We start from the raw sequence: 19,805 nt of genomic DNA, 5'->3' as shown, positions 1-19,805 counted from the left end.
GTTCCCCCGGTCCCCCCATGTGTTCCCCCCGGACCCACTTCTTGGCTGCTCTGCGGAATCACATTGGCGAAGTGGTTGGTGGTTCGCAAGGGGGTGGGGGTTCTTTTCTGGAAACTGTTCGTTGTGGCGTGCCGCCTTTGGAAGGTATGTCGGGATGGTTGCATCTTGCTTTCGGGGGGCTTGCCGGGGCGGGGTGTGCCGCCCCGGTGTGGCTTAAGTCACAGTCTTGCCAAGGGTCTGGTGTCCAGTAGTTCGCCTACCAGGTCGGTTTGGCTCACCATTCCGATGATCGTTCCTTGCTGGTTGGATACCAGGGCCAGGTGGGATCTTGCCTCCTGGAGGGTTGTCACCGCTTCTGGGACCTGTGTGGTGCAGTCCAGTGTTGGCAGGGGTCTGGTCAGGTCTATTGCTTTGCCTGAGGGGGTTAGTAGGGCGTCTCTCGTGTGGAGGACGCCCACTATGTCTTGGCCGTTGGTTACCAGGAGTCTTAGGTGGCCGGTTGTCGCCGCCGTTGACTTGATTTCCTTTGCCGTTGCCGTCTGGTGCACCCTTGCTGCTTGGTCGATGGGGACCATCAGGCGTTCTATGCCCTGGTCGCCCAGGCGTAGGGCCCTTGTCAGGAGGTCGTGTTCCTCTCTGTCGAGCAGGCCCATGCGGCCGGACTCGCCTACCAGCATGGCGAGTTGGCGTGGTGTTCTCGTTGTGGCCAACTCGTTGCGGGGCTGTACTCCGCCGAGACGGAGTATGACGTTCGTCAGGCCGTTCAGTGTCGACAGCAGCGGGCGCATCAGGGACGTGAAGGCGCGGAACGGCAGGGCGAGCACCAGTGCCGCGCGCTCCGGGTGTGTGAGTGCCAAGGACTTCGGTGCCATTTCGCCGACCACCATGTGGAGGAACGTCACCAGCGCCAGGGAGATCACCAACGCGATCGGCAGGCGCAGGGCGTCCGGTATGCCGATCGCGGCGAAGACCGGCTCCAGATAGTGCTCGATCGCGGGCTCCGTCACCTGGCCCAGGCCCAGGGTGCACAGGGTGATGCCGAGTTGGGCGCCGGCCAGCATGAGCGACAGTTGCCGGCCGCCGCCCACCGCCGACTTGGCGGCTATGCGGATCAGGCGGTTGCTGCCCGTGGCCATCTCCTCCAGGCGATGGCGTCTGGAGGAGACGAAGGCGAACTCCGCCGCCACGAAGAGCGCGTTGAACGCCAGCAGCGCCAGGCTGAGGATGATCATGCTCATCGGGTCGCCTCCGCGTGCTGGGCGGGGGCCAGGCGGACCCACTCGGGAACTCTGCGGTTCAGGGACATCACGGTCAGCTCGGCCAGGTGCTCCTCGGCCTCGTCGGCGAACGGGTCGGCGACCGACTTGATCGGGACCGTCACGGTGTCGCCCGGGTTGGGCATGCGGCCGAGCTTGGCCAGGACCAGGCCGGCGAGGGTGTCGTAGTCGTCGCTCTCCGGCAGGGCCACGCCTGTGGCGCGTTCGACCTCGTCCAGTCTCAGCGCGCCTGGGACCTCCCAGACGCCGCCAGGCTGCTCCACGACGCCCGCGGGCTCCGGGTCGTTCTCGTCGACCAGTTCGCCCACCAGTTCCTCCGCCAGGTCCTCGACGGTGATGACGCCGGCCAGGCCGCCGTACTCGTCGATGACCAGGGCGATGTCGTCGCCTGCCACGCGCATCCGCTCGAGTACGGCCGGCAGCGGCACCGAGGCGGGCACCAGCATGGCGGCGCGGGTGATGGCGGCGATCGTGCCCTCCTCCATGCCGGACGAGAGCAGCTCGCGCACGCCCGTCACGCCTGTCACGTCTCCGTCTTCGCCGAGCACGGGGTAGCGGGAGTGGCCGCAGTCGCGCATGACCTCCAGGAGGTCCGAGATGGGCTGTGAGTCGCGGAGGACCACCACGCGGGGGCGCGGGACCATGATCTCTTCCGCTGTGCGGTCGCCGAACTCCAGCGCGCGCTCGAGCAGGTCCGACAACCTCGGAGGCAGTTCGCCCGCCCGGGTCGACTCCTCGATGATGCGGGAGAGCTCCTCGGGCGTCGCGCCGTGCTCGACCTCCTCGACGGGCTCGATGCCGACGCGCCTGAGCAGGCCCGTGGCGGCCGAGTCGAACAGGCGCACCACCGGGCCCACGACCGTCAGGTAGACCAGCGTCGAGGCGGCCAGGAACTTGGCGACCGGCTCCGGCCTGGCGATGCCCAGGTTCTTCGGCGCGAGTTCGCCGAACACCATCTGCACCACGGTCGCCACGAACACGCCGGCCGCGACGGAAACTCCGGTGATCATGCCTTCGGACAGGCCGGCGCCGGTCAGCCATGGCCGTACGATGGTGGCGATCGCGGGCTCGGCCAGGAAGCCGACCAGCAGTGCCGTCACCGTGATGCCGAGCTGGGCGCCGGAGAGCATGAAGGAGAGCCGGGAGGTCACCTGGAGTGCCTTCTCGGCGGAGGTGTCACCGGCGGCCGCCTGCTCCCGCAGGATGCCTCGGTCGGCGGTGACGAAAGCGAATTCCTGGGCGACGAAGTAGCCGGTCGCCACAGTGAGAAGAAGAAGGGCCAGTAGCCCTAGATAGGCGCTCACCGCAGTGAGCCCTCAGAGGAACCCGTGCACCAGCACGGGCTAAGACTCCATGGGTCCGGAGCGGACACGATCTTCCCTTCGATAGACGTTGCCCATAACCGTAACGACACAGGTGGCGTCTATGTTTCCCAGGTGACTGCGCGTCACACGGCCGATGACGCGCATCGACGGCCCAGAACGCCCGCCGGTCATCGCGCTGCGCTTGTTCCCGGTACTTTTCCGTAGACAAACCTTGGTCAGAGGTCTGCACTGGCAGGAGGTTCGACGTAGCGTCTATGGCACATCGAAGGGAAGAGGGCGAATTGTCTGAGGACGACCGGACGAGGGCCATGCGCTCGCCAGGCGATGGCCGCCCGCTGCCGCCGAGGCAGGGTGACGGGCTGCGATCTGGAGGTGCGCCGGCTCACCAGATGCCGTCCGGCGGGCCGACACACAAGCTGCCGGCCGCCTCGCAGTTCCCCGAGCCGCCATCGCGGCAGGACGAGCCGCCCAGGGCCAGTTCGCGCGTGTACGGCAGGCAGCGGTCCGGCCGCGGCCCCGTCAAGCCGATGCGGGCCGGTCGTGAGCCGTCGCAGAAGGGCCCGCGTGAGCCGCGCAGGCGGCCGTCGGGCAAGACCATCCTGAAGATCATCGCAGGGCTGCTCGTGGTGCTGCTGGTGGCGGTCGTGGGCCTGTTCTTCTGGATCGACTCGCGGCTGGCCGGGATCGACGGCGTGCTCGACGACTACGAGGGCCGTCCCGCCGACACCCCGGGCGCCAACTGGCTGCTGGTCGGCTCCGACAGCCGCAAGGGACTGACCGCCGCCGAGCGCAGGAAGCTGGCCACCGGGCGGGCGGCCGGGCAGCGTACCGACTCGATGATGTTGCTGCACATCCCCGAGGGCAGCGACAAGCCGACGCTGGTCAGCCTGCCGCGCGACTCCGCGGTCACCATTCCGGGCAAGGGGCGCGACAAGCTCAACTCGGCGTACGCGATCGGCGGGCCGAAGCTGCTGGTCCGCACCGTGGAGACGGTCACCGGGGTGTACGTCGACAACTACATGGAGATCGGGTTCGCCGGTTTCGTGGACATCGTGGACGCGATCGGCGGGGTCGAGATCAACGTCAGGGCCGCCGTCGACGACCCCAAGGCGGGGCTCAAGCTCAAGAAGGGCACGCAGGAGCTCAACGGCTCCGAGGCGCTGGGCTACGTACGCACCCGCAAGGGCGGCGCGCTGCCCGACTTCGAGCGGACCAAGCGGCAGCGGCAGTTCCTGGGGGCGGTCGTGAAGAAGGCGGCCAGTCCTGGGGTGCTCATCAACCCGTTCACCTCGATCCCGCTGGCGATGAGCGCCACGGACGCGGTGGAGGTCGACTCCAGCACGGGCGCGTTCGACATGTTGTCGCTGGGGCTCGCCATGGGCGACAGTCCGGTGACGACGGTGGTGCCGTTCGGCGGCAACGAGCTCATCCCCGCCGGCGGCACGGCGGTCAAGTGGGACCGGACCAAGGCCCTGGCGCTCTTCGACGCGTTGAAGAACGACAAGCCGGTTCCGAAGGACATCCTCGACGCCTCCTGATCCGGGTTCAGCCGGAGCCGGTCATGGCGATGACGGCCGAGGTCGCCGCCGCCACGCCGGCCACGGTCTTCGTGACCGGGGCCGGCGCCCAGTCGGCCTCGGCGATCTCCCTGACGCGTGTCCTGGTGGCGCCGGGGAAGAGCTTCTGTTCGAGCCCTGCCGCGTGCATGATCGCGATCAGCGTGGCCGTACGGGCGTCGGGATCCGCGCCCGTCAGCACGCCGGACACCTCCTCCCTGACGTTCGCCGCCACGCCGGGGTACACGTGCGGCCACCGCGTGACGGGGAAGATCCCGAGCGCCCTGCCGCGCTCCTCGGCCAGCACGCCGGCCGTGACCAGCTTGGTGAGCAGCCGCCTGCGCTGCTTGCCCGACTGGAGCGTCTGCACCCACCAGGTGGGCGACCTGCGCTTCTGGGCGATGCGCGCCAGTGTGGCGTCGAGCTCGGCGTCGCCGAGCGGGGCCGGATCGTTGATCGTCAGCTTCCTGCCCGACAGCTCCACCCGGCCGGTGACGGCTAACTCGGCCAGGATCGCGCCGGCGAGCGCGGGATCGAGCCAGAGGGAGCTGACCAGCGGTTTGCCCGCGTTGCTGTGGACGAGCAGGAGGAGCTCCTCGGCGATCGTCAAGGGCATGCTTCGACATTAGCCTCCTGGCCATGACCATCTCGGAGAAGTTGCACGCGATCGGCCGGCCGTTGCTCCAGGCGCAGCTCGAACATCCCACCGTCGCCGGGATCGGGCGTGGCGACCTGGCCGAGCCGGTGTTCAGGTCGTGGCTGGAGCAGGACTACCTGTTCCTGCTGGACTACGTACGGGTGTTCGCGCGGCTGGCGTGGCAGGCGCCTGACGGGCATCTGGGGGATCTGGTGGATCTCGCGCACACGACGTACCACGACGAGTTGAGCCTGCATCGGTCGATGTCGGCGGGGTTCGGGGCCGATCTGGATGGGGCGGTGAAGGGGCCGGCGTGTGCGGCGTACACGGCGTTCCTGCTGGAGTCCGCGGGGTCCTATGGGGAGGGGCTCGCGGCGCTTTATCCGTGTATGTGGGGATATTCGAGTCTCGGGAGGATTTTGGCGCAGAATCCGCCTGATGAGCCGAGATATCGGGCTTGGGTGGACACGTATGCCGATCCTGGGTTCGAGGCGCTCACCGTGCGGATCGCGCGGATGATCGACGAGGCCGCGCCGGATCGGGAGCGGGCGGAGGCGCTGTTCGCCGAGGGGATGGCGCACGAACTGGCGTTCTGGGACGTGCCGTAGGCGTCCGAGTATCCACAGGCTGTGGATGGTCCGGTGTGCACCGTACTCTGGGGGCATGCCGGAACTTCCTGAAGTGGAGTCTCTCGCCCACTTCCTTCGCGAGCGGGCGGTGGGCCGTACGATCCTGGGCGTCGACGTGGTCGCGATCCAGGCGCTCAAGACGTTCGATCCGCCGGTCACGGCGCTCGGCGGGCTGACCATCACCGGCGTGGCGAGGCACGGCAAGTTCCTCGACCTCGACTGCGACGGGCTGCACCTGGTCATGCACCTGGCGCGGGCGGGGTGGCTGCGCTGGCGTGACGACCTCTCGGGGGCCAAGCCGGTCCGCCCGGGCAAGGGGCCGCTGGCGGCGCGGGTGCGGCTGGCGCCCGACGACGAGGGCCTGGCGCCGGGGTTCGAGCTCACCGAGGCGGGGACGCAGAAGCGGCTGGCCATCTACATCACGAAAAATCCGGACGAGGTCCCCGGCGTCGCCGCCCTCGGCCCCGACCCCCTCGACGAATCCTTCACCGCCGACGCGCTCAGGCGGATCATCGGCGGCAACCGCACCCAGATCAAGGGCCTGCTGCGCGACCAGAAGGTCATCGCGGGGATCGGGAACGCGTACTCGGACGAGGTGCTGCACGCGGCCAGGATGTCGCCGTTCAAGGTCGCGGCCACGTTGACGGACGCACAGATCGCCGACCTGCACGAGGCCATCGTCACCACGCTGCGGGAGGCGGTGGAGCGGGCGCACGGGCTGGCGGCCAAGGACCTGAAGGCTGAGAAGAAGTCGGGGCTGCGCGTGCACAACCGTGCGGGGCAGCTGTGCGACGTCTGCGGCGACACCATCCGCGAGGTGTCGTTCGCCGACTCCGCCCTCCAGTACTGCCCCACCTGCCAAACCGCCGGCAAGCTTTTGGCTGATCGCCGTCTTTCTCGGTTGCTCAAGTGATTTTTTTTGCGGAGGAGCCACCCGTCGCTGCGCGCGCCATTGCATGATCTTTTACGGCGGAGCCCCCATCACCGCACGCGCCGACGGTGGTTCCCCCCGTCATGGCCGGTCGTGAAGGCCAACGGGCCGGGCGCCGTGACGACGCGCATTCTTGGCCGGCTCCGTGGTCCGCGTACCGGCTCAGATGTTGGCTGGTACTCGGTCTGCCGTGGGCTTGCGGGTGCGGAGGCCCGTTGCCGCTATGACGGTGGCCAGCAGGGTGGCTGTGAGGGGGACGAGCAGGGCCGTGCGCATGGCTGTCAGGCCGGCCTCCGGGGTGGCCGCGGCCAGGGCGGCTACGTTGACCGCGGTTACCACTGACAGGCCCAGGGCGGCGCCGAACTGGAACGAGGTGTTGATGAGGCCGCCGGCCAGGCCCTGTTCGTGTTCGGCTATGCCGTCTGTGGCGACGATGGTCAGTGGGCCGTAGACGAACGCGAACATCAGGCCGATCAGGAGCATCGAGGGCAGCATCGCGGCGTAGGTCCAGTCGAGGCCGATGCCGAGGAACAACGCGTACGCCAGCAACCCCGACAGCAGGCCCGTGACGACGACCTTGGCGTTGCCGTATCTGTTGACGAGCCATGGGGTGAGGGTGGGGGCCAGGGCCACGTCGGCAGCGGCTGCCAGCAGCGCCAGGCCCGTTTGGATGGTCGACCAGCCGCGTAGCTCCTGGAGGTAGAGGGTGACCAGGAACTGGAAGCCGAAGAACGAGGCCGTGAGGAGGGCGGCCACCAGGTTGGCGCGGACCAGCGGGGTCGATCTGAGTATGCCCAGGCGGACCAGGGGGTTCGGCGAGCGGCGTTCGATGGCCACGAACGCCGCCAGCAGGGCGAGGCCGCCGGCGAAGGCCGCGACGGTCAGCGGCAGGCCGTTGGACGGGTGCTCCAGGCGTACGACGCCGTAGACCAGCAGCATCATCGCGCCCGTCACGCTCAGCGCGCCCGCGATGTCGAAGCCTCCGGCGGGAGGGCGTTCGGTGGCGGGCTCCTTGAGCAGGGGGATCGCGGCGAGCAGGATCACCAGCGACAGCAGGACCGGTGCGAAGAAGACCCAGCGCCAGCCGAGCGCCGTCAGCAGTCCGCCGATCACCAGTCCGAGCGCGAAGCCGCCGGCGGCCGTGCCCGCGTAGATGAGCAGGGCCCGGTTGCGGTGCCGGCCCTCGGGGAAGGTCGTGGTGATCAGCGAGAGGCCGGCGGGTGTCATGAAGGCGGCGGCCACGCCCGTGACGAACCTCGCCAGGAGCAGCACCCAGCCCTCGTTCGCGAAGCCGCCAAGCCCCGAGAAGGCCAGGAACACCCCCAGCCAGAGCAGGAACATCCGCCGCCGGCCCAGCAGGTCGGCCGCCCGGCCGCCGAGCAGCATGAAACCGCCGTAACCGAGCACGTACGCGCTCACGACGCCGCTCAGCATCCCCGTGGACAGCCCGAGGTCGGCGCGGATCGACGGGAGGGCGACGTTCAGCATGGCCACGTCGACGCCTTCGAGGAAGATGGCCCCGCACAGGATGGCCAGCACGCCCCAGGAACGGGCAGGAATGGACACAACTACCCCCGGTTACGTAAAAGCAGGTCGGTTATCTCTGGTAACCGTCCACATCATGGGCCATCATGAAATCTCGTGGAAGACGGCACTTTCAGATCACTCAGTTACTGCGAAGGCACCGTGGACGACGATTACGACGTACGTCAGTGGGACACCCGGGAGGACTGCGAGGTCCGCCAGATACTCGACCGCATCGCGGACAAGTGGTCGCTCCTCGTCATCGCCCTGCTCGACTGCCAGAGCCTGCGCTTCACGCAACTCCGCCGCGAGATCGACGGCGTCAGCCAGCGCATGCTGAGCGTGACCCTGCGCCAGCTCGAACGCGACGGCCTGGTCACCAGGACGGTTCACCCCGTGGTGCCGCCCAGGGTGGACTACGCGCTGACGCCGCTCGGCCGTACCCTGCACCAGACCATAAAGTCCCTGGTCACCTGGACCGAGGAGCACCAGGGGGAGATCGCGCGGGCGCGTGCCGACTACGACGCGCGGCGCGAGATGATGGAGTCATGACCGTTCATGAGATCGAGGTCGGCGCCGTTCCCGCGGACGCCTATCTGCTCGACGTCCGCGAGCAGGACGAATGGCTCGCGGGCCACGCCCCCGAGGCCGTGCACATCCCCATGACCCAGCTCCAGGAGCGGGTCGCCGAGGTGCCCGAGGACAAGACGGTCTACGTCGTCTGCCGGGTGGGCGGCCGGTCGATGCAGGTCGCCGCCTGGCTCGGCCAGCTCGGGCGCGACGCGGTCAACGTCGGCGGCGGCATGCAGTCGTGGGAGGCCGCGCGCCGCCCGATGGTCAGCGAGACCGGACAGCCGCCCTACGTCGCCTGAGGCTCAGCCCTCCTTGCCGGCCGGTCGGTTCACCAGGCCCCTCACCCACGTGAACCGGCGCCCGTCGTGAATCCTCAATGGCCGCCGAGGCCGGCGGCCCGCACCGTTGTGGGCATGAGGAACAAAGCCGATCTCATCATCTACCTGGCCGTGGCCTTCGGTGGGGCGTGGCTGGCGGCGATCCCGCTGTGCGCCCACGCTTCTCGTGGCCGCGCGCCGGGCCGGTCTGGCAATCCGTGAACGCTTAGGGCATCATTGGGGGCGCAAGCTGGGTAGATCCCCACTTTGCCATACAAGTCAACGCGGGAGCTTGGGGCAACCAGGCTGAGAGGGCGACCGAGTGCCGTCGCCGACCGCACGAACCTGTCCGGGTAATGCCGGCGTAGGGAGTGTGCGATGGCGCGCGTCACCGACGAAGTTCCGCTGACTCTCGAAGGAGAGCCCCCGAAGACGCTCGGCGTCCTCGACCAGGGCGCCCTCTGGGCGAATCTCGGCGTCAGCCTCCTGGGTTTCTCGGGGGCGCTGTTCCTGCTCAACCCGCTCGGCGACGCGCCGCTCAGCCTGGCCGCCGCGCTCGTGGCCACCGTGGTCGGCAGCCTGATCGGCACGGCCATGGTGGGGCTGTCGGCCGTCCCGGGCACGCGGACCGGGCAGCCGGCGATGGTGCTGCTGCGCGGGCTGTTCGGGGCGAAGATCTCCTATGTGCCCACGGTGCTGAACATCGTGCAGATGCTCGGCTGGGGGGCCTTCGAGCTCTGGGTGATCGCCAAGGCCGCCACCGCTATCTTCGGCGGCGTGCCGTACCAGGTGTGGGTGATCGCGGCGGGGGTGCTGACCACCGCGCTCACGATCTGGCCGCTCGGCGCGGTACGCATCCTGCGCCGGTACGTCACCATCGGTGTGATCGTGTCGATGCTCTGGTTCACCTGGTTCTTCCTGACCGAGGCGCCGGCGCCCACCGGCGGGTCGTGGACGGCGTTCGCCCCCGCCGTGGACTACGTGATCGCGCTGTCGGTGTCGTGGGTGCCGGTGGCCGCCGACTTCGCCAGGCACTCGCGCTCGGGACGGGCCGCGTTCACCGGCGTGGTCGGCGGCTACACGCTGGCCCAGGTCGCCTGCCTCGGGCTGGGCGTGTACGCCGTGGCGATCGCCGGCGCGGACGCGGTGCTGGCCGACAGCACGGCGGTGTTCAACCCGTTCGTGGCGGTGCCTGTGGGCGCGCTGTTCTTCGGCATCCTGGTGCTGCGCGAGACCGACCAGTCGTTCGCCAACGTCTACTCCACCACCGTGTCGCTGCAGAACCTGATGCCGCGCATGGACCGGCGGGTCATCTCGGCCGCCATCGGGGTGCTCACCGTCGCGATCGCGCTGGTCGTGGACGTCACGTCGTACGGCGCCTTCCTGGGCGTGATCGGCGCGGTGTTCGTGCCGATGTTCGCGGTGCTGGCCGTGGACTACTTCGTGCTCGGCGGCTCCCGCCGCTGGAACACCGCCGAGGACGCCCCCGCCCGCTGGTCGATGCTGGTGCCGTGGGCGCTCGGCTTCGTCGCGTACTGGCTGACCACCTCCACCCCCACCATCGCGGCGTGGGACGGGTTCTGGGCGTCGGCGCGGGAGCTGATCGGCTTCACCCGGCAGTCGTGGATGAACGGCGCGCTGGGCGCGGCGGTGGTGGCCGCGATCGTGACGGTGCTGGCCGGCCTGCTGACGAGCGGCTCGCGCCGGTCAGCGGCCCGCTGAGACCCGCTGCTCGACGTTGAGCAGGTGCTGCTTGGCGGCCACGCCCCCCGCGTAGTCGCCGAGCGCGCCGTCCTCGCGCACCACCCGGTGGCACGGCACGATCACGCAGACGGGGTTGGAGGCCAGCGCGTTGCCGACCGCCCGCAGCGCGCGCGGCCTGCCGATGCTCTCGCCGATCCGCTCAAGCGTCGTGGTCGTGCCGTAGGGGACCGCCATGGTCTTCTGCAGGACCGTACGCGCGAACGATGTGGCCAGCGTCAGGTCCACCGGCGTGGCGAACGCCCGCAGCCGGCCGGAGAAGTACGCGTCGAGCTCCCTGCGCACCGGGTCGAGCCGCCGCGCGTCGGGTCCGATGGAGGTGCCCAGATGCCGGGTGACCAGCTCGAACACGTCGTTTTCCGGCTGGAAGGCGCAGGCCGCGGTGCCCTTGCCCGTCACGGCGAGCACCAGCCTGCCCACGGCGCCGTCGTAGGTGCCGAACGCGACGTCGGGCGGCCTCTGGCCGCGGTAGGTGCTGGAGGTCACACGCAGCAGGGCATCGAGGTCACCGCTCGACATACCCTCACCCCTCCACAGCCACCAAGAAATACCGTGACCGCAGCGTATCGGACGGATCGCCCGACGCACTCACCACGCCACGTGCACTATGGAGGTGTGGGGGACGAATGGGCCGGTAGTGATGACGAGATCGCTCGCGCGGTGCTCGCCGGCTCACCCAATGCCATCGTGGCGCTCGACCGGGACCAGAGCGTGCTGGTCTGGAACGACGCCGCCGAGCGGCTGTTCGGGTGGCCGGCTAAGGAGATGCTCGGGCGCCGGGCGCCGATCGTCCCCGGGGAGCTGACCGCCGAGCACAACGCCGTGCTGGAGCGCGTACGGACCGGGGGGCAGGTGTCGCTGCGTACCAAGCGCCTGCACCGCGACGGCAGCGCGCTCGACGTGCGGGTGGACATCAGCGCGTTGCGCCTGGGCAGCGCCGTGGCCGGGTACGTCTGCGTGCACCACCTGGCCCAGGCCGACGAGGTGGCGAGGAACCGCATGGCCCGCCGCGCCCGGCTGGTGCGCAGGCTGACCGACGTGGTGGGCGACATCAACTCCGATCTCGAGCTCTCCGCCGTGCTCGACCGGATCTCGGCCAGTCTCACCGAGCTGACCGGGGCGGACGCGGGCGGGTTCGTGCTGATCGAGCAGGATCGGCTGCGGCTGGTCAGCACGTACCAGCTGCCGGACACGATCAGGGGGACCACGACCGAGCTGCGTACGAGCCTGGTGGACAAGCTCTTACGAACCGGCAAGACCGTCATGCTGGAATCGAACGGCCTGGACGACCTGGTGTGGGCGCGGCTGAAGGGGCTGCACACGATCGCCCTGGGACTGGCCGCCGTCGGCGGGCGGCCGTACGGCGCGCTCTACGCGCTGTTCTCCCGGCGCACGCCTGGACACCTCGAACTCGAGTTGCTCGAGCTGCTGGCCGGGCACGCCGGCATCGCCGTCGGCAACGCGGTGGCCTACCAGGACGCGGTGCGGCAGCGGGCGCACGAACGGGCGGTGTTCGACGCGAGCGCCGACGGCATCGCTGTACTGGACGGGGCCGGGCGGGTGGTGCGGTGGAACCCGGCCGCGGCCGAGCTGACCGCGTTCTCCGCTGCGGCGGTGATCGGCGGGCCGCCGCCGTTCCCGCTGCCCGAACCGGGGGAGAAGCTCACGTTCCAGATGGAGAGCGGGCGGTGGCTGGACGTCGTGAGCGCGCGGATCGAGGAGACGGGCGAGGCGGTCATCGACTTCCGCGACGTGACCACGGCCAAGGAGCTGGAGGAGGCCAAGGACCTGTTCCTGGCCACGACCAGCCACGAGCTGCGGACGCCGATCACGATCGTACGGGGGTTCGCCAGCACGCTCGACTCGCGCTGGGACAAGATGACCGACCTCGAACGCCGCGCCGCCGTGCACACGATCGCCGAACGGTCCAGGTCGCTCGGGCAGCTCATGGACCACCTGCTGCTGGGCGCACGGGCGGGGGCGGACGAGCTCAAGGTCAGCATCGAGAAGTTCGACCTGGCCGAGCGGATCCACGCGGCCACGCTCGGGCTGCCCGTGCTGTCGGACAGGCACCGCGTCGAGGTGGTGCTCCCCGACGACCTGCCCCATGTGCTGGGCGACGCGCTCGCCACGGACATCGTGCTCGGGCAGCTGCTGGAGAACGCGTTCAAGTACTCGCCCAAGGGCGGTCTGATCAGCGTCGACGCGTGGCCGGAGGACGGGAACGTGGTCGTGGTGGTCGACGACGAGGGTGTTGGTATCGCCCCACCTGACCGGGAACGCATCTTTGAGAGGTTCGTCCAGGTGGACAGCGGCGACCGGAGAAGGTTTGGTGGAGTGGGGCTGGGTCTTTACATCGTCCGCAGCCTCGCCAGAGCACAGGGAGGAGATGTGAGCGCTCATCCGAGGCCAGGAGGGGGCACCAGAATGCGGCTCGTATTGCGCTGCTCTTCCCCTATCGGATCCGACACACCGATGCGGTAACGAGGTGGTCACGGTTGCGCTGATCTATCTTCCAATGTGTACAAGCTGTGATCGAGATGCGGTTTCTGGGATTGAGTAACGGGGCATTTCGGTCGTACCGGGGAGTGTTCCCGCGGGGGGCACGGGTAACGGGGAGGTGGGTGTGTCAAGCGTGGTGCTGCTGCCGTACGCGCCGTCCAGCGTCGCCGTCGCCCGCCAGCGTCTGAGCACAGACCTGCAGGACAGTGGGGTCTTTTCCACCGCGATCGACGACGCTGTGCTGGTGGTGAGCGAGTTGCTGAGCAACGCGCTGCGGCACGCGCATCCGCTGCCGTCGGGCATGGTGAGGGTCGCCTGGCTGCGCAGTGACAACCACATCGAGGTGGCGGTGAGCGACGGTGGCGCGGCGACCGAGCCACGGGCGGGCCGCCCGACCCTGTCCTCGCTCGGGGGCAGGGGGCTCGGCATCGTGGAGTACGTCGCGGAGAGCTGGGGCGTCAGGCACGACGGGGACACGACGACGGTGTGGGCGATACTGCCCGCCCCCAAATCATCGGTGAACGGGCAGGTCGCGGCCCTCAGAGAGGCCGGCTAGCGAGCACGGCCCGCTCACCCGTGGCCCACGCCGTGGAGACGAGCAGGTAGAGACCGCCCGCCAGCGGAAGCACGAGCGCGGCCAGCACGGAGCCGTACGGCAGCAACCGCATGATCTTCCGCATCGCCTCGGGCTGCTCCTCGATCACCTTGATCTGCCTGGCCGACGACCACGCCACCACGGCCATCAGCGCGATCATCACGACAAAGACCGAAAACGGCCCGCTGGCCAGACCGTAATTAGCCACGACGCCCGCCACCTGCTGCCCCAGCGGTGCGCCGAAAAGGTCATGCCCGGCCAGCGCGGTCGGATGCGTAGCCACCCGGTACATCAGCCACATGAACGGCACCTGCGCCAGCCCAGGCAGGATCCCGGCGAACGGCGAGCTGCCTTCCTTGGCGTAGAGCGCGGACAACTCCTTGGACAGGCGCTCGGGATTGCGCGCATGGCGTTTACGCAGTTCGCGAAGCTTGGGCGCCAGGCGCTCCCGGATCTTGACGGTACGGGCCTGGCGGACGTTCAGCGGGAGCAGCAGGAGCCGTACGAGCAGGGTGAACAGCACGATCCCGAGGGCCGCACCGCCCCCGGACATGCCGATGACGAACGAGACAAGAGAGTCGATCATGAGCCCTTTCCTTCAAGGAGGTGGATCAGGGCTCACTCGTCGAGGAGCCCCGCTTGACGGAAGCGGGGCGATCTCAAGGGGCGCGCGGACGCGAGCGTCCGGCCGCGTCGGGGTCGCGCTGGCGCTGGAACGCCGTACGGCGCGCGTAAGTCAGCGGAAAGCGCGGTGGCTCCCCGCTGAGGATCGGCAACAACGTCGCCGCCCACGTGGCCAGCAGCAGGACCGCCATCATGGTGATCCCGACCAGCCACGGGTCGAACAGGAACAGCGTCAATGCGAGCGGGAGGACTTGCCGACGACGGTGACCGCCACGAACACGAGCAGAGCGACCACGCCGATGATCAATCCGATCTTGACCAGGCCCACCAGCATCGGCAGCAGGAAATTGAACAGCACGAAGAGACCCAGCAGGGTCCCTATGACGAGCATCACGACTCTACCCATGGGCTAACCGTACGTCCTTCGGGCAAGATCCGCGAGCCTTACGAACCAATGACGTCCATGCCACGGCCGGGGGGCTTGCCCGTACCGTGAAGTCGTGAACACGCGCATTCTGGTGGTCGATGATGATCCGACCGTCTCTGAGGTCGTCGCGCGCTATCTGGAGCGCGACGGCCACGAGGTCGAGTGCGTGGGCGACGGCGCCGAGGCCCTGCGCAGGGCGCTGGCGCGCCCGCCGGACCTCATGGTGCTCGACCTGATGCTGCCCAAGATCGACGGACTGCAGGTGTGCAAGAAGCTGCGGGAGCGCTGGCCGGTTCCGGTGATCATGCTGACCGCGCTCGGCGAGGAGATCGACCGGGTGGTCGGGCTGGAGACGGGGGCCGACGACTACGTGGTCAAGCCGTTCAGCCCGCGCGAACTGGCGTTGCGCGTCCAGTCGGTGCTGCGCCGCGCCCGCGGCGCCTCCGTCACGGGCGGCACCGGTGTGCTGCGCGACGGCGATCTGGTGGTCGACGTGGGAGCTCATGAGGTACGGCTGCGCGAGGGCGAGGTGATGCTGACCGCCAGGGAGTTCGATCTGCTGGCCTACCTGATGCGCAATCCGCGGCAGGCGTTCAGCCGGTCGGCGCTGCTGAACCAGGTGTGGGGGTGGTCGTTCGGCGACTCGTCGACGGTGACCGTCCACGTCCGGCGGCTGCGGGAGAAGATCGAGCCCGACCCGACCGAACCGCGGCGGATCGTCACGGTGTGGGGCGTGGGATACCGGTACGAGCCCTTGGACGGTTCCTGATGCCGGCGGCCATGTTGCCACCCGCTGTGGCGGTCGGCGAGTTGCCCGTGGTCGTGGCCGTGGCGACCGGGTTCGGGCTGCTCATCGCGCTCGTGGGCATCTGGGTGATGTGGTGGCTGCGTACCCGGTCCATCGGGGCGATGCTGGCCGTGGTCGTGGTGGTCGCCGTCGCGGCCACGCTGGCCGGCGTCGTCGCGATCATCATGCGGATGATCATCGAGGGGCCGGTCAAGGACTTCGTGCTCAGCGTGGTGGCCGTCGGTGGACTGGTGGGGCTGGGGGTGGCGTTCGTGCTGGCGAAACGGGTGGTCAGGGAGAGCAGGCGGCTGGTGGCGGCCGTACGGGACCTGCCGTTCGTCGCGCCGCAGGGATTGCCTGCCGAGCTCCAGACGATCGCGAACACGCTGGAGGAGGCGTACGCGCGGGAACGGGCCCTGGAGGGGGCCAGGCGGGAGCTGGTCGCCTGGGTGAGTCACGATCTTCGGACACCGCTGGCCGGGATGCGGGCCATGGCCGAGGCGCTGGAGGACGGCGTCGTGTCGGATCGCGCGACGGTCGCGCGCTACCACGGGCAGATCAAGCTCGAGGTGGAGCGGTTGTCGGCGATGGTGGACGACCTGTTCGAGTTGTCGCGCATCCACGCGGGGGCGCTGCGGCTCTCACGGTCGAGGATCGGGCTGGCCGATCTCGTGGCCGACACGCTCGCCGGGGCCGAGCCGCTGGCCAGGGCCAAGGGCGTGCAGCTCACGGCAGAGGCGGCGGCCGCCGTGCCGGTGGAGGCCGACCCTGGGGCGCTGGGACGGGCCCTGGGCAACCTCGTGGTGAACGCCATCCGGCACACACCGTCGGACCGGACCGTGGTGCTGCGGGCCGGGCTGGACGCCGAGGGGATGGCCTGTCTGTCGGTGACGGACTGTTGTGGGGGGATTCCCGAGGACGATCTGCCTCGGGTGTTCGAAGTGGCTTTCCGGGGGGAGGCTGCTCGTACTCCGACCGCTGACGGCGGGGCCGGGCTCGGGCTGGCGATCGCGCAAGGGATCGTGGAGGCGCACGACGGGATGATCGGGGTGGTCAACGACGGGCCTGGGTGCCGGTTCGAGATCCGGCTTCCCGTAGTCGGCGGTTGACGCTCTCACAACCCTTCTGCCCTCCCGGGCTCAGGCGCTTTCTGGGAACGCCGGGCCGCTCATGTCGTCCATGGTCGCCTTGCCGTTCGAGTCCCGAGGCGAGCCGAACGACTCCGACATCGCCCGAAACGTCGGGCAAGGCCAGCGCCACATGCAGCTCCGGCACCGCAGGATCGGATGGGCGGTGTCACTGGTGATGCCGCCCGCGTCGCGCGGCTGGTGGAGATCGAGCAGCCTGAGCCCGAGCTCGGAGAACCTGAGCAGATCTGAACGGGCCCCGGCGAGGAAATCGAGGTCCTCGCTCGCGAGCCGGGTGCGGATGGGGACGTAGCCTTCGTGGTTGAGCAGGCCCCGAAGACGCCCTGCTTCGTCATGCCATGAGGTGGCCTTTTCTGTGCGGATGAGGATGGTCTCCAGGCGTTCTCGGAGCCCCTGTCGCTGAGGATCTTCCGGTTTGTCGGCTTTCATCGATACGGGGCCCCGTGAGTCGTGCCCCAGCCCCTCCTTCTCCATGAACCGGCGGCGGTTTCGGTGTCACGCTGTCAAGCTTCGCGTACTCTCCGTTTTCATGGAGCCCAAACGGAGGACAAAAACCTGTGGTTCCCCTCTCGGCGTGACAACGTGACCGGAAGGCTTCGCGCCGCTAGCCTGCCCATGTGGAGCTCAAGGTCTCGACTCGATCACATGCCGGGTGCGCACTCGTTGTCATCACCGGCGAAATCGACCTCTATACGGCGCCTCACCTGCAGTCCGAGTTCACTCGGCTGCTGCAGGAAGGGCCCAGCCGGGTGGTCATCGACATGTCCGCCGTGGATTTCTGCGACTCCACGGGGATGAACGTGCTGCTGTCGGCACTCAAACGGATGAAGGAGCAGGGCGGGGCGCTCGACGTCGCCGCCCCACGTCCCGCCGTACGCAAGATCCTGCAGGTCACCGGGCTGGACTCGGTGTTCACCGTGCATGATGAGGTGCCGCGGGAGTTCCTCATCGCCGAGGGATCATGACCGCGTACGTACGCGAGCTCCGGCATGGTCGCGACGTCGGCCGCGTCGCGCACGTGTTCTGCTTGCGCGGAGAGGGTGGTGAGGGTCGGTGAGTGGCGATACGGCGGTCATCATCCCGGCCGTCAACGAAGCCGATCGCATCGCGGCCACGATCAGGGCCGCTGCGGCGCTGCCCGGTGTGGACCTGGTCGTGGTCGTGGACGACGGCTCGATGGACCAGACCGGCAGGGTGGCCCGCGCGACCGGGGCCCGGGTGGTGCGGCACAGCCGCAACAGGGGCAAGGCGGCCGCGATGGAGACCGGCGCCGAGGCGGTCCGGCTCCTGGACGAGGAGGACGCCCCTCCTCGCCACCTGCTCTTCCTCGACGCCGACCTGGGCGAAACGGCCCAGGCCGCTGCGCCGCTCATCGAGCCCGTACGCGCGGCCAAGGCCGACATGACCATCGCCGTGTTCTCGACCAGGGTGAAGCTGGGCGGCCATGGCTTAGTCGTGCGCCTGTCCAAAGAGGGCATCCGCCGAGCCACCGGCTTCCGGCCCGCCCAGCCGCTGAACGGCCAGCGCTGCCTCACCAGGGCCGCCTTCGAAGCGGCTCGGCCGCTGGCGCACGGGTTCGGGGTGGAGACGGCGCTGACGATCGACCTGCTGCGCAAGGGGTACCGGATCGCGGAGGTAGAGGTCGAGATGGCGCACCGGGCTACCGGCACGGACTGGCGGGCGCAGTTGCACCGAGCCCGCCAACTTCGCGACGTGGCGCGCGCATTGGCCACCAGAGACCCCATTGTCATCCAAAATCTCGACAAACTCCGCCCCAAACGCTGACCCTCTCCCCCACACCACCCACACCGCGCCCGGCATCGAGCTGTGACCAGGCAACAGGGCGATGATCGCGGTCGTGCCGGCCGCCGGTGGGGGCGTCGTCCACAGGCTCACGTCGCTCGGGTCCAGGCACCTCACGAGTGTGCTGGAATTTGCGGGTGACTTCGGAGACGCGGCACGAAAACGGACGAGGCCGGTCCGCACGGCCGGCCACGGGGATGATCGGCGCCTCGGTCCTGCTGACGATCGCCATCGGCGTCCTCGGCCCATCGGCCATGGTCCCCGCCCTGAGCGGCCCGGCCTGGCAACCGCCGTACTCTCTCGACGTCCACCCCAGCCCTTATCTGGTGATCGCCCTGGCCGCGACCGCGCTGGTCCTGGGCGGCGTCGGTCTCCTGACCGCCCTCATCGTCACCCGCACCCCGGCGACCACCGAGGCCCGGAGCCCGGGTCCCGTCCCGAGGGCTCCGCGTGCGCTGCCGAGCCCACGGGCGTTGGTGCTCATCGGCTGCGTCGCCGCCGCGATCCTCGCGTTCCTGCCTCCCTCAGGGTCCGGCGACCATCTCAACTACGCCGCGTACGGTCGCATGCTGACGTTGGGGCTGAGCCCGTACACGCATGGTGCCGTCGACCTGCCCGGCGACCCGATCGCGGACGCGGTGGAGGACCCGTGGCGGGAGGAGCCGAGCGTGTACGGCCCGGTGGCCACGGCACTCCAAGCGGTGGCGAGCTGGGTCGGCGGTGACTCGTTGCGGCTGACGATGTTCGTGCTGGCCCTGTTCAACGCGGCCGCCTTCATCGCGACCGGTCTCCTCGTCGACCGTTTCACCAGACACGACCCGGCCAGGCGGTTGCGGGCCGCCCTGCTGTGGACGGCCAACCCGCTCCTGCTCTACCACCTGGTCGCGGGTATGCACGTGGACACGCTCGCCATCGCCTGCATGGTCGCCGCCCTCCTGGCCAGAAACCGCCCCGCAGGCTCGGGCGTCCTGCTCGGGCTGGGCGTGGCGACCAAGCTCAACGCCGGACTCGTGGCACTCGGCCCCGCCTGGGAGCTACGCCGCCGCCCCGCCCGGCTGGCCCTCATGGCGGCCTGCGCCCTGGCGGTCGTGGTCATCGGGTACGCCATCGCGGGCCCGGAGGCGATCACACCGGTGACACGCACGAGCAAGGCCATCTCCCACGCGTCGTTCTGGAAGCTCGTCCAGGGGTGGCTCCAGTCCATCGTGGGCACCGGCAGCGCCTACCGAGGCGAGATCCAGGTCGGCTCCCTGCTCGTGCTCGCCCTCATCGCCTGGTCCCTGCTCCGCCTCGCCTCCCGCTCCCGCCGAACGACCCGCCACCCGCCACCCGCCACCCCCGTTCATCGGGCGCACATGGCGGCTCACGACGCCTCGGGCCGGCCCGCCG

The 19,805-nt window shown here is 69.2% G+C and carries 23 protein-coding genes and 1 riboswitch; of the genes, 14 read left to right on the top strand and 9 right to left on the bottom strand.

Annotation, left to right across the window (positions count from 1 at the left end):
- Positions 1-218 precede the first annotated feature (218 nt).
- Together ITP53_RS41910 and ITP53_RS41905 are read right to left on the bottom strand one after the other, a co-directional pair.
- A complete protein-coding gene (locus ITP53_RS41910) occupies positions 219-1,238 on the bottom strand; it encodes a hemolysin family protein (protein WP_195901029.1) in 1,020 nt (339 codons plus the stop codon).
- On the bottom strand, positions 1,235-2,581 hold the full coding sequence (locus ITP53_RS41905; protein WP_195901028.1) for a hemolysin family protein: 1,347 nt from the start codon (positions 2,579-2,581) through the stop codon (positions 1,235-1,237). The genes ITP53_RS41910 and ITP53_RS41905 overlap by 4 nt, the downstream gene beginning before the upstream one ends.
- A gap of 410 nt (positions 2,582-2,991) precedes the next feature.
- Here ITP53_RS41905 and ITP53_RS41900 point away from each other — a divergent pair, with 410 nt between their 5' ends.
- Positions 2,992-4,140, top strand: coding sequence for an LCP family protein (locus tag ITP53_RS41900; protein ID WP_236051744.1), 1,149 nt, complete (start codon positions 2,992-2,994; stop codon positions 4,138-4,140).
- Positions 4,141-4,147: 7 nt separating this feature from the next.
- On the opposite strand, the gene ITP53_RS41895 is transcribed toward ITP53_RS41900, so the two are convergent.
- Positions 4,148-4,774 carry a GOLPH3/VPS74 family protein gene (locus ITP53_RS41895; RefSeq protein WP_195901027.1) on the bottom strand — a complete coding sequence of 209 codons (627 nt, stop codon included), beginning with the start codon at positions 4,772-4,774 and terminating at the stop codon, positions 4,148-4,150.
- A gap of 23 nt (positions 4,775-4,797) precedes the next feature.
- Between ITP53_RS41895 and ITP53_RS41890 the strand changes: the two genes are divergently transcribed.
- Positions 4,798-5,403, top strand: coding sequence for a TenA family protein (locus ITP53_RS41890; protein ID WP_195901026.1), 606 nt, complete (start codon positions 4,798-4,800; stop codon positions 5,401-5,403).
- Positions 5,404-5,458: 55 nt separating this feature from the next.
- The gene (locus ITP53_RS41885; protein ID WP_195901025.1) at positions 5,459-6,337 is read left to right on the top strand and encodes an Fpg/Nei family DNA glycosylase; all 879 of its coding nucleotides are present in this window, start codon (positions 5,459-5,461) and stop codon (positions 6,335-6,337) included.
- 180 nt (positions 6,338-6,517) lie between these two features.
- On the opposite strand, the gene ITP53_RS41880 is transcribed toward ITP53_RS41885, so the two are convergent.
- The gene (locus tag ITP53_RS41880) at positions 6,518-7,921 is read right to left on the bottom strand and encodes an MFS transporter (RefSeq protein ID WP_328817494.1); all 1,404 of its coding nucleotides are present in this window, start codon (positions 7,919-7,921) and stop codon (positions 6,518-6,520) included.
- 120 nt (positions 7,922-8,041) lie between these two features.
- Between ITP53_RS41880 and ITP53_RS41875 the strand changes: the two genes are divergently transcribed.
- The 4 genes from ITP53_RS41875 (at position 8,042) to ITP53_RS41865 (ending at position 10,491) form a co-directional block, all read left to right on the top strand.
- Positions 8,042-8,431, top strand: coding sequence for a winged helix-turn-helix transcriptional regulator (locus ITP53_RS41875; protein WP_328817492.1), 390 nt, complete (start codon positions 8,042-8,044; stop codon positions 8,429-8,431).
- Positions 8,428-8,751, top strand: coding sequence for a rhodanese-like domain-containing protein (locus tag ITP53_RS41870; protein WP_195901023.1), 324 nt, complete (start codon positions 8,428-8,430; stop codon positions 8,749-8,751). Before ITP53_RS41875 ends, ITP53_RS41870 begins: the two co-directional genes overlap by 4 nt.
- 114 nt (positions 8,752-8,865) lie before the next feature.
- Positions 8,866-8,991 (top strand): hypothetical protein, encoded by a 126-nt coding sequence (locus ITP53_RS59745; protein ID WP_268961326.1) that lies wholly within the window; start codon positions 8,866-8,868, stop codon positions 8,989-8,991.
- A gap of 52 nt (positions 8,992-9,043) precedes the next feature.
- Positions 9,044-9,157, top strand: a riboswitch (TPP riboswitch).
- A complete protein-coding gene (locus ITP53_RS41865) occupies positions 9,148-10,491 on the top strand; it encodes a purine-cytosine permease family protein (RefSeq protein ID WP_195901022.1) in 1,344 nt (447 codons plus the stop codon). (Overlaps the previous riboswitch by 10 nt.)
- Here ITP53_RS41865 and ITP53_RS41860 read toward each other — a convergent pair.
- Positions 10,477-11,049 carry a methylated-DNA--[protein]-cysteine S-methyltransferase gene (locus ITP53_RS41860; RefSeq protein WP_195901021.1) on the bottom strand — a complete coding sequence of 191 codons (573 nt, stop codon included), beginning with the start codon at positions 11,047-11,049 and terminating at the stop codon, positions 10,477-10,479. The genes ITP53_RS41865 and ITP53_RS41860 overlap by 15 nt on opposite strands.
- Before the next feature lie 96 nt (positions 11,050-11,145).
- Here ITP53_RS41860 and ITP53_RS41855 point away from each other — a divergent pair, with 96 nt between their 5' ends.
- On the top strand, positions 11,146-13,014 hold the full coding sequence (locus ITP53_RS41855; RefSeq protein WP_195901020.1) for an ATP-binding protein: 1,869 nt from the start codon (positions 11,146-11,148) through the stop codon (positions 13,012-13,014).
- 142 nt (positions 13,015-13,156) lie between these two features.
- Positions 13,157-13,588, top strand: coding sequence for an ATP-binding protein (locus ITP53_RS41850; protein WP_328817488.1), 432 nt, complete (start codon positions 13,157-13,159; stop codon positions 13,586-13,588).
- Here ITP53_RS41850 and ITP53_RS41845 read toward each other — a convergent pair.
- From ITP53_RS41845 to ITP53_RS41835, 3 genes are all read right to left on the bottom strand, one after another.
- Positions 13,572-14,213, bottom strand: a complete 642-nt coding sequence (locus ITP53_RS41845; protein WP_195901018.1) for a YidC/Oxa1 family membrane protein insertase — start codon at positions 14,211-14,213, stop codon at positions 13,572-13,574. The genes ITP53_RS41850 and ITP53_RS41845 overlap by 17 nt on opposite strands.
- A gap of 73 nt (positions 14,214-14,286) precedes the next feature.
- Positions 14,287-14,487: a DUF6412 domain-containing protein gene (locus ITP53_RS41840; protein ID WP_207757177.1), complete on the bottom strand. Its 201-nt coding sequence runs from the start codon at positions 14,485-14,487 to the stop codon at positions 14,287-14,289.
- On the bottom strand, positions 14,484-14,657 hold the full coding sequence (locus ITP53_RS41835) for a hypothetical protein (RefSeq protein ID WP_195901033.1): 174 nt from the start codon (positions 14,655-14,657) through the stop codon (positions 14,484-14,486). Before ITP53_RS41835 ends, ITP53_RS41840 begins: the two co-directional genes overlap by 4 nt.
- A gap of 94 nt (positions 14,658-14,751) precedes the next feature.
- Here ITP53_RS41835 and ITP53_RS41830 point away from each other — a divergent pair, with 94 nt between their 5' ends.
- A complete protein-coding gene (locus ITP53_RS41830; protein WP_195901017.1) occupies positions 14,752-15,447 on the top strand; it encodes a response regulator transcription factor in 696 nt (231 codons plus the stop codon).
- Between the two features lie 11 nt (positions 15,448-15,458).
- Positions 15,459-16,574, top strand: a complete 1,116-nt coding sequence (locus ITP53_RS41825; RefSeq protein ID WP_236051743.1) for a sensor histidine kinase — start codon at positions 15,459-15,461, stop codon at positions 16,572-16,574.
- 30 nt (positions 16,575-16,604) lie between these two features.
- On the opposite strand, the gene ITP53_RS41820 is transcribed toward ITP53_RS41825, so the two are convergent.
- Positions 16,605-17,087 carry a hypothetical protein gene (locus ITP53_RS41820; protein ID WP_236051742.1) on the bottom strand — a complete coding sequence of 161 codons (483 nt, stop codon included), beginning with the start codon at positions 17,085-17,087 and terminating at the stop codon, positions 16,605-16,607.
- Between the two features lie 143 nt (positions 17,088-17,230).
- Here ITP53_RS41820 and ITP53_RS41815 point away from each other — a divergent pair, with 143 nt between their 5' ends.
- From ITP53_RS41815 to mptB, 3 genes are all read left to right on the top strand, one after another.
- The gene (locus tag ITP53_RS41815) at positions 17,231-17,578 is read left to right on the top strand and encodes an STAS domain-containing protein (RefSeq protein WP_195901015.1); all 348 of its coding nucleotides are present in this window, start codon (positions 17,231-17,233) and stop codon (positions 17,576-17,578) included.
- An 88-nt stretch (positions 17,579-17,666) separates the two neighbouring features.
- Positions 17,667-18,398 carry a glycosyltransferase family 2 protein gene (locus tag ITP53_RS41810; protein ID WP_195901014.1) on the top strand — a complete coding sequence of 244 codons (732 nt, stop codon included), beginning with the start codon at positions 17,667-17,669 and terminating at the stop codon, positions 18,396-18,398.
- Between the two features lie 215 nt (positions 18,399-18,613).
- The coding region (gene mptB / locus ITP53_RS41805) for a polyprenol phosphomannose-dependent alpha 1,6 mannosyltransferase MptB (RefSeq protein WP_195901013.1) at positions 18,614-19,805 on the top strand (1,192 nt) is incomplete at its 3' end.

It is taken from the genome of Nonomuraea cypriaca (assembly GCF_015645445.1).
Classification (GTDB): Bacteria; Actinomycetota; Actinomycetes; order Streptosporangiales; family Streptosporangiaceae; genus Nonomuraea; species Nonomuraea cypriaca.
The sequence above is the reverse complement of the archived record's forward strand: the minus strand, read 5'-3'. Positions and strand labels throughout refer to the sequence as shown.

Bases quoted from the DNA above. Each gene is read 5' to 3' on its own strand.
- ITP53_RS41845 (WP_195901018.1), bottom strand. From the start codon at position 14,213: ATGATCGACTCTCTTGTCTCGTTCGTCATCGGCATGTCCGGGGGCGGT.
- ITP53_RS41890 (WP_195901026.1), top strand. From the start codon at position 4,798: ATGACCATCTCGGAGAAGTTGCACGCGATCGGCCGGCCGTTGCTCCAG.
- ITP53_RS41900 (WP_236051744.1), top strand. From the start codon at position 2,992: ATGCCGTCCGGCGGGCCGACACACAAGCTGCCGGCCGCCTCGCAGTTC.
- ITP53_RS41910 (WP_195901029.1), bottom strand. From the start codon at position 1,238: ATGAGCATGATCATCCTCAGCCTGGCGCTGCTGGCGTTCAACGCGCTC.
- ITP53_RS41835 (WP_195901033.1), bottom strand. From the start codon at position 14,657: ATGGGTAGAGTCGTGATGCTCGTCATAGGGACCCTGCTGGGTCTCTTC.
- ITP53_RS41895 (WP_195901027.1), bottom strand. From the start codon at position 4,774: ATGCCCTTGACGATCGCCGAGGAGCTCCTCCTGCTCGTCCACAGCAAC.
- ITP53_RS41865 (WP_195901022.1), top strand. From the start codon at position 9,148: ATGGCGCGCGTCACCGACGAAGTTCCGCTGACTCTCGAAGGAGAGCCC.
- ITP53_RS59745 (WP_268961326.1), top strand. From the start codon at position 8,866: ATGAGGAACAAAGCCGATCTCATCATCTACCTGGCCGTGGCCTTCGGT.
- ITP53_RS41870 (WP_195901023.1), top strand. From the start codon at position 8,428: ATGACCGTTCATGAGATCGAGGTCGGCGCCGTTCCCGCGGACGCCTAT.
- ITP53_RS41860 (WP_195901021.1), bottom strand. From the start codon at position 11,049: ATGTCGAGCGGTGACCTCGATGCCCTGCTGCGTGTGACCTCCAGCACC.
- ITP53_RS41825 (WP_236051743.1), top strand. From the start codon at position 15,459: ATGTTGCCACCCGCTGTGGCGGTCGGCGAGTTGCCCGTGGTCGTGGCC.
- ITP53_RS41885 (WP_195901025.1), top strand. From the start codon at position 5,459: ATGCCGGAACTTCCTGAAGTGGAGTCTCTCGCCCACTTCCTTCGCGAG.
- ITP53_RS41820 (WP_236051742.1), bottom strand. From the start codon at position 17,087: ATGGAGAAGGAGGGGCTGGGGCACGACTCACGGGGCCCCGTATCGATG.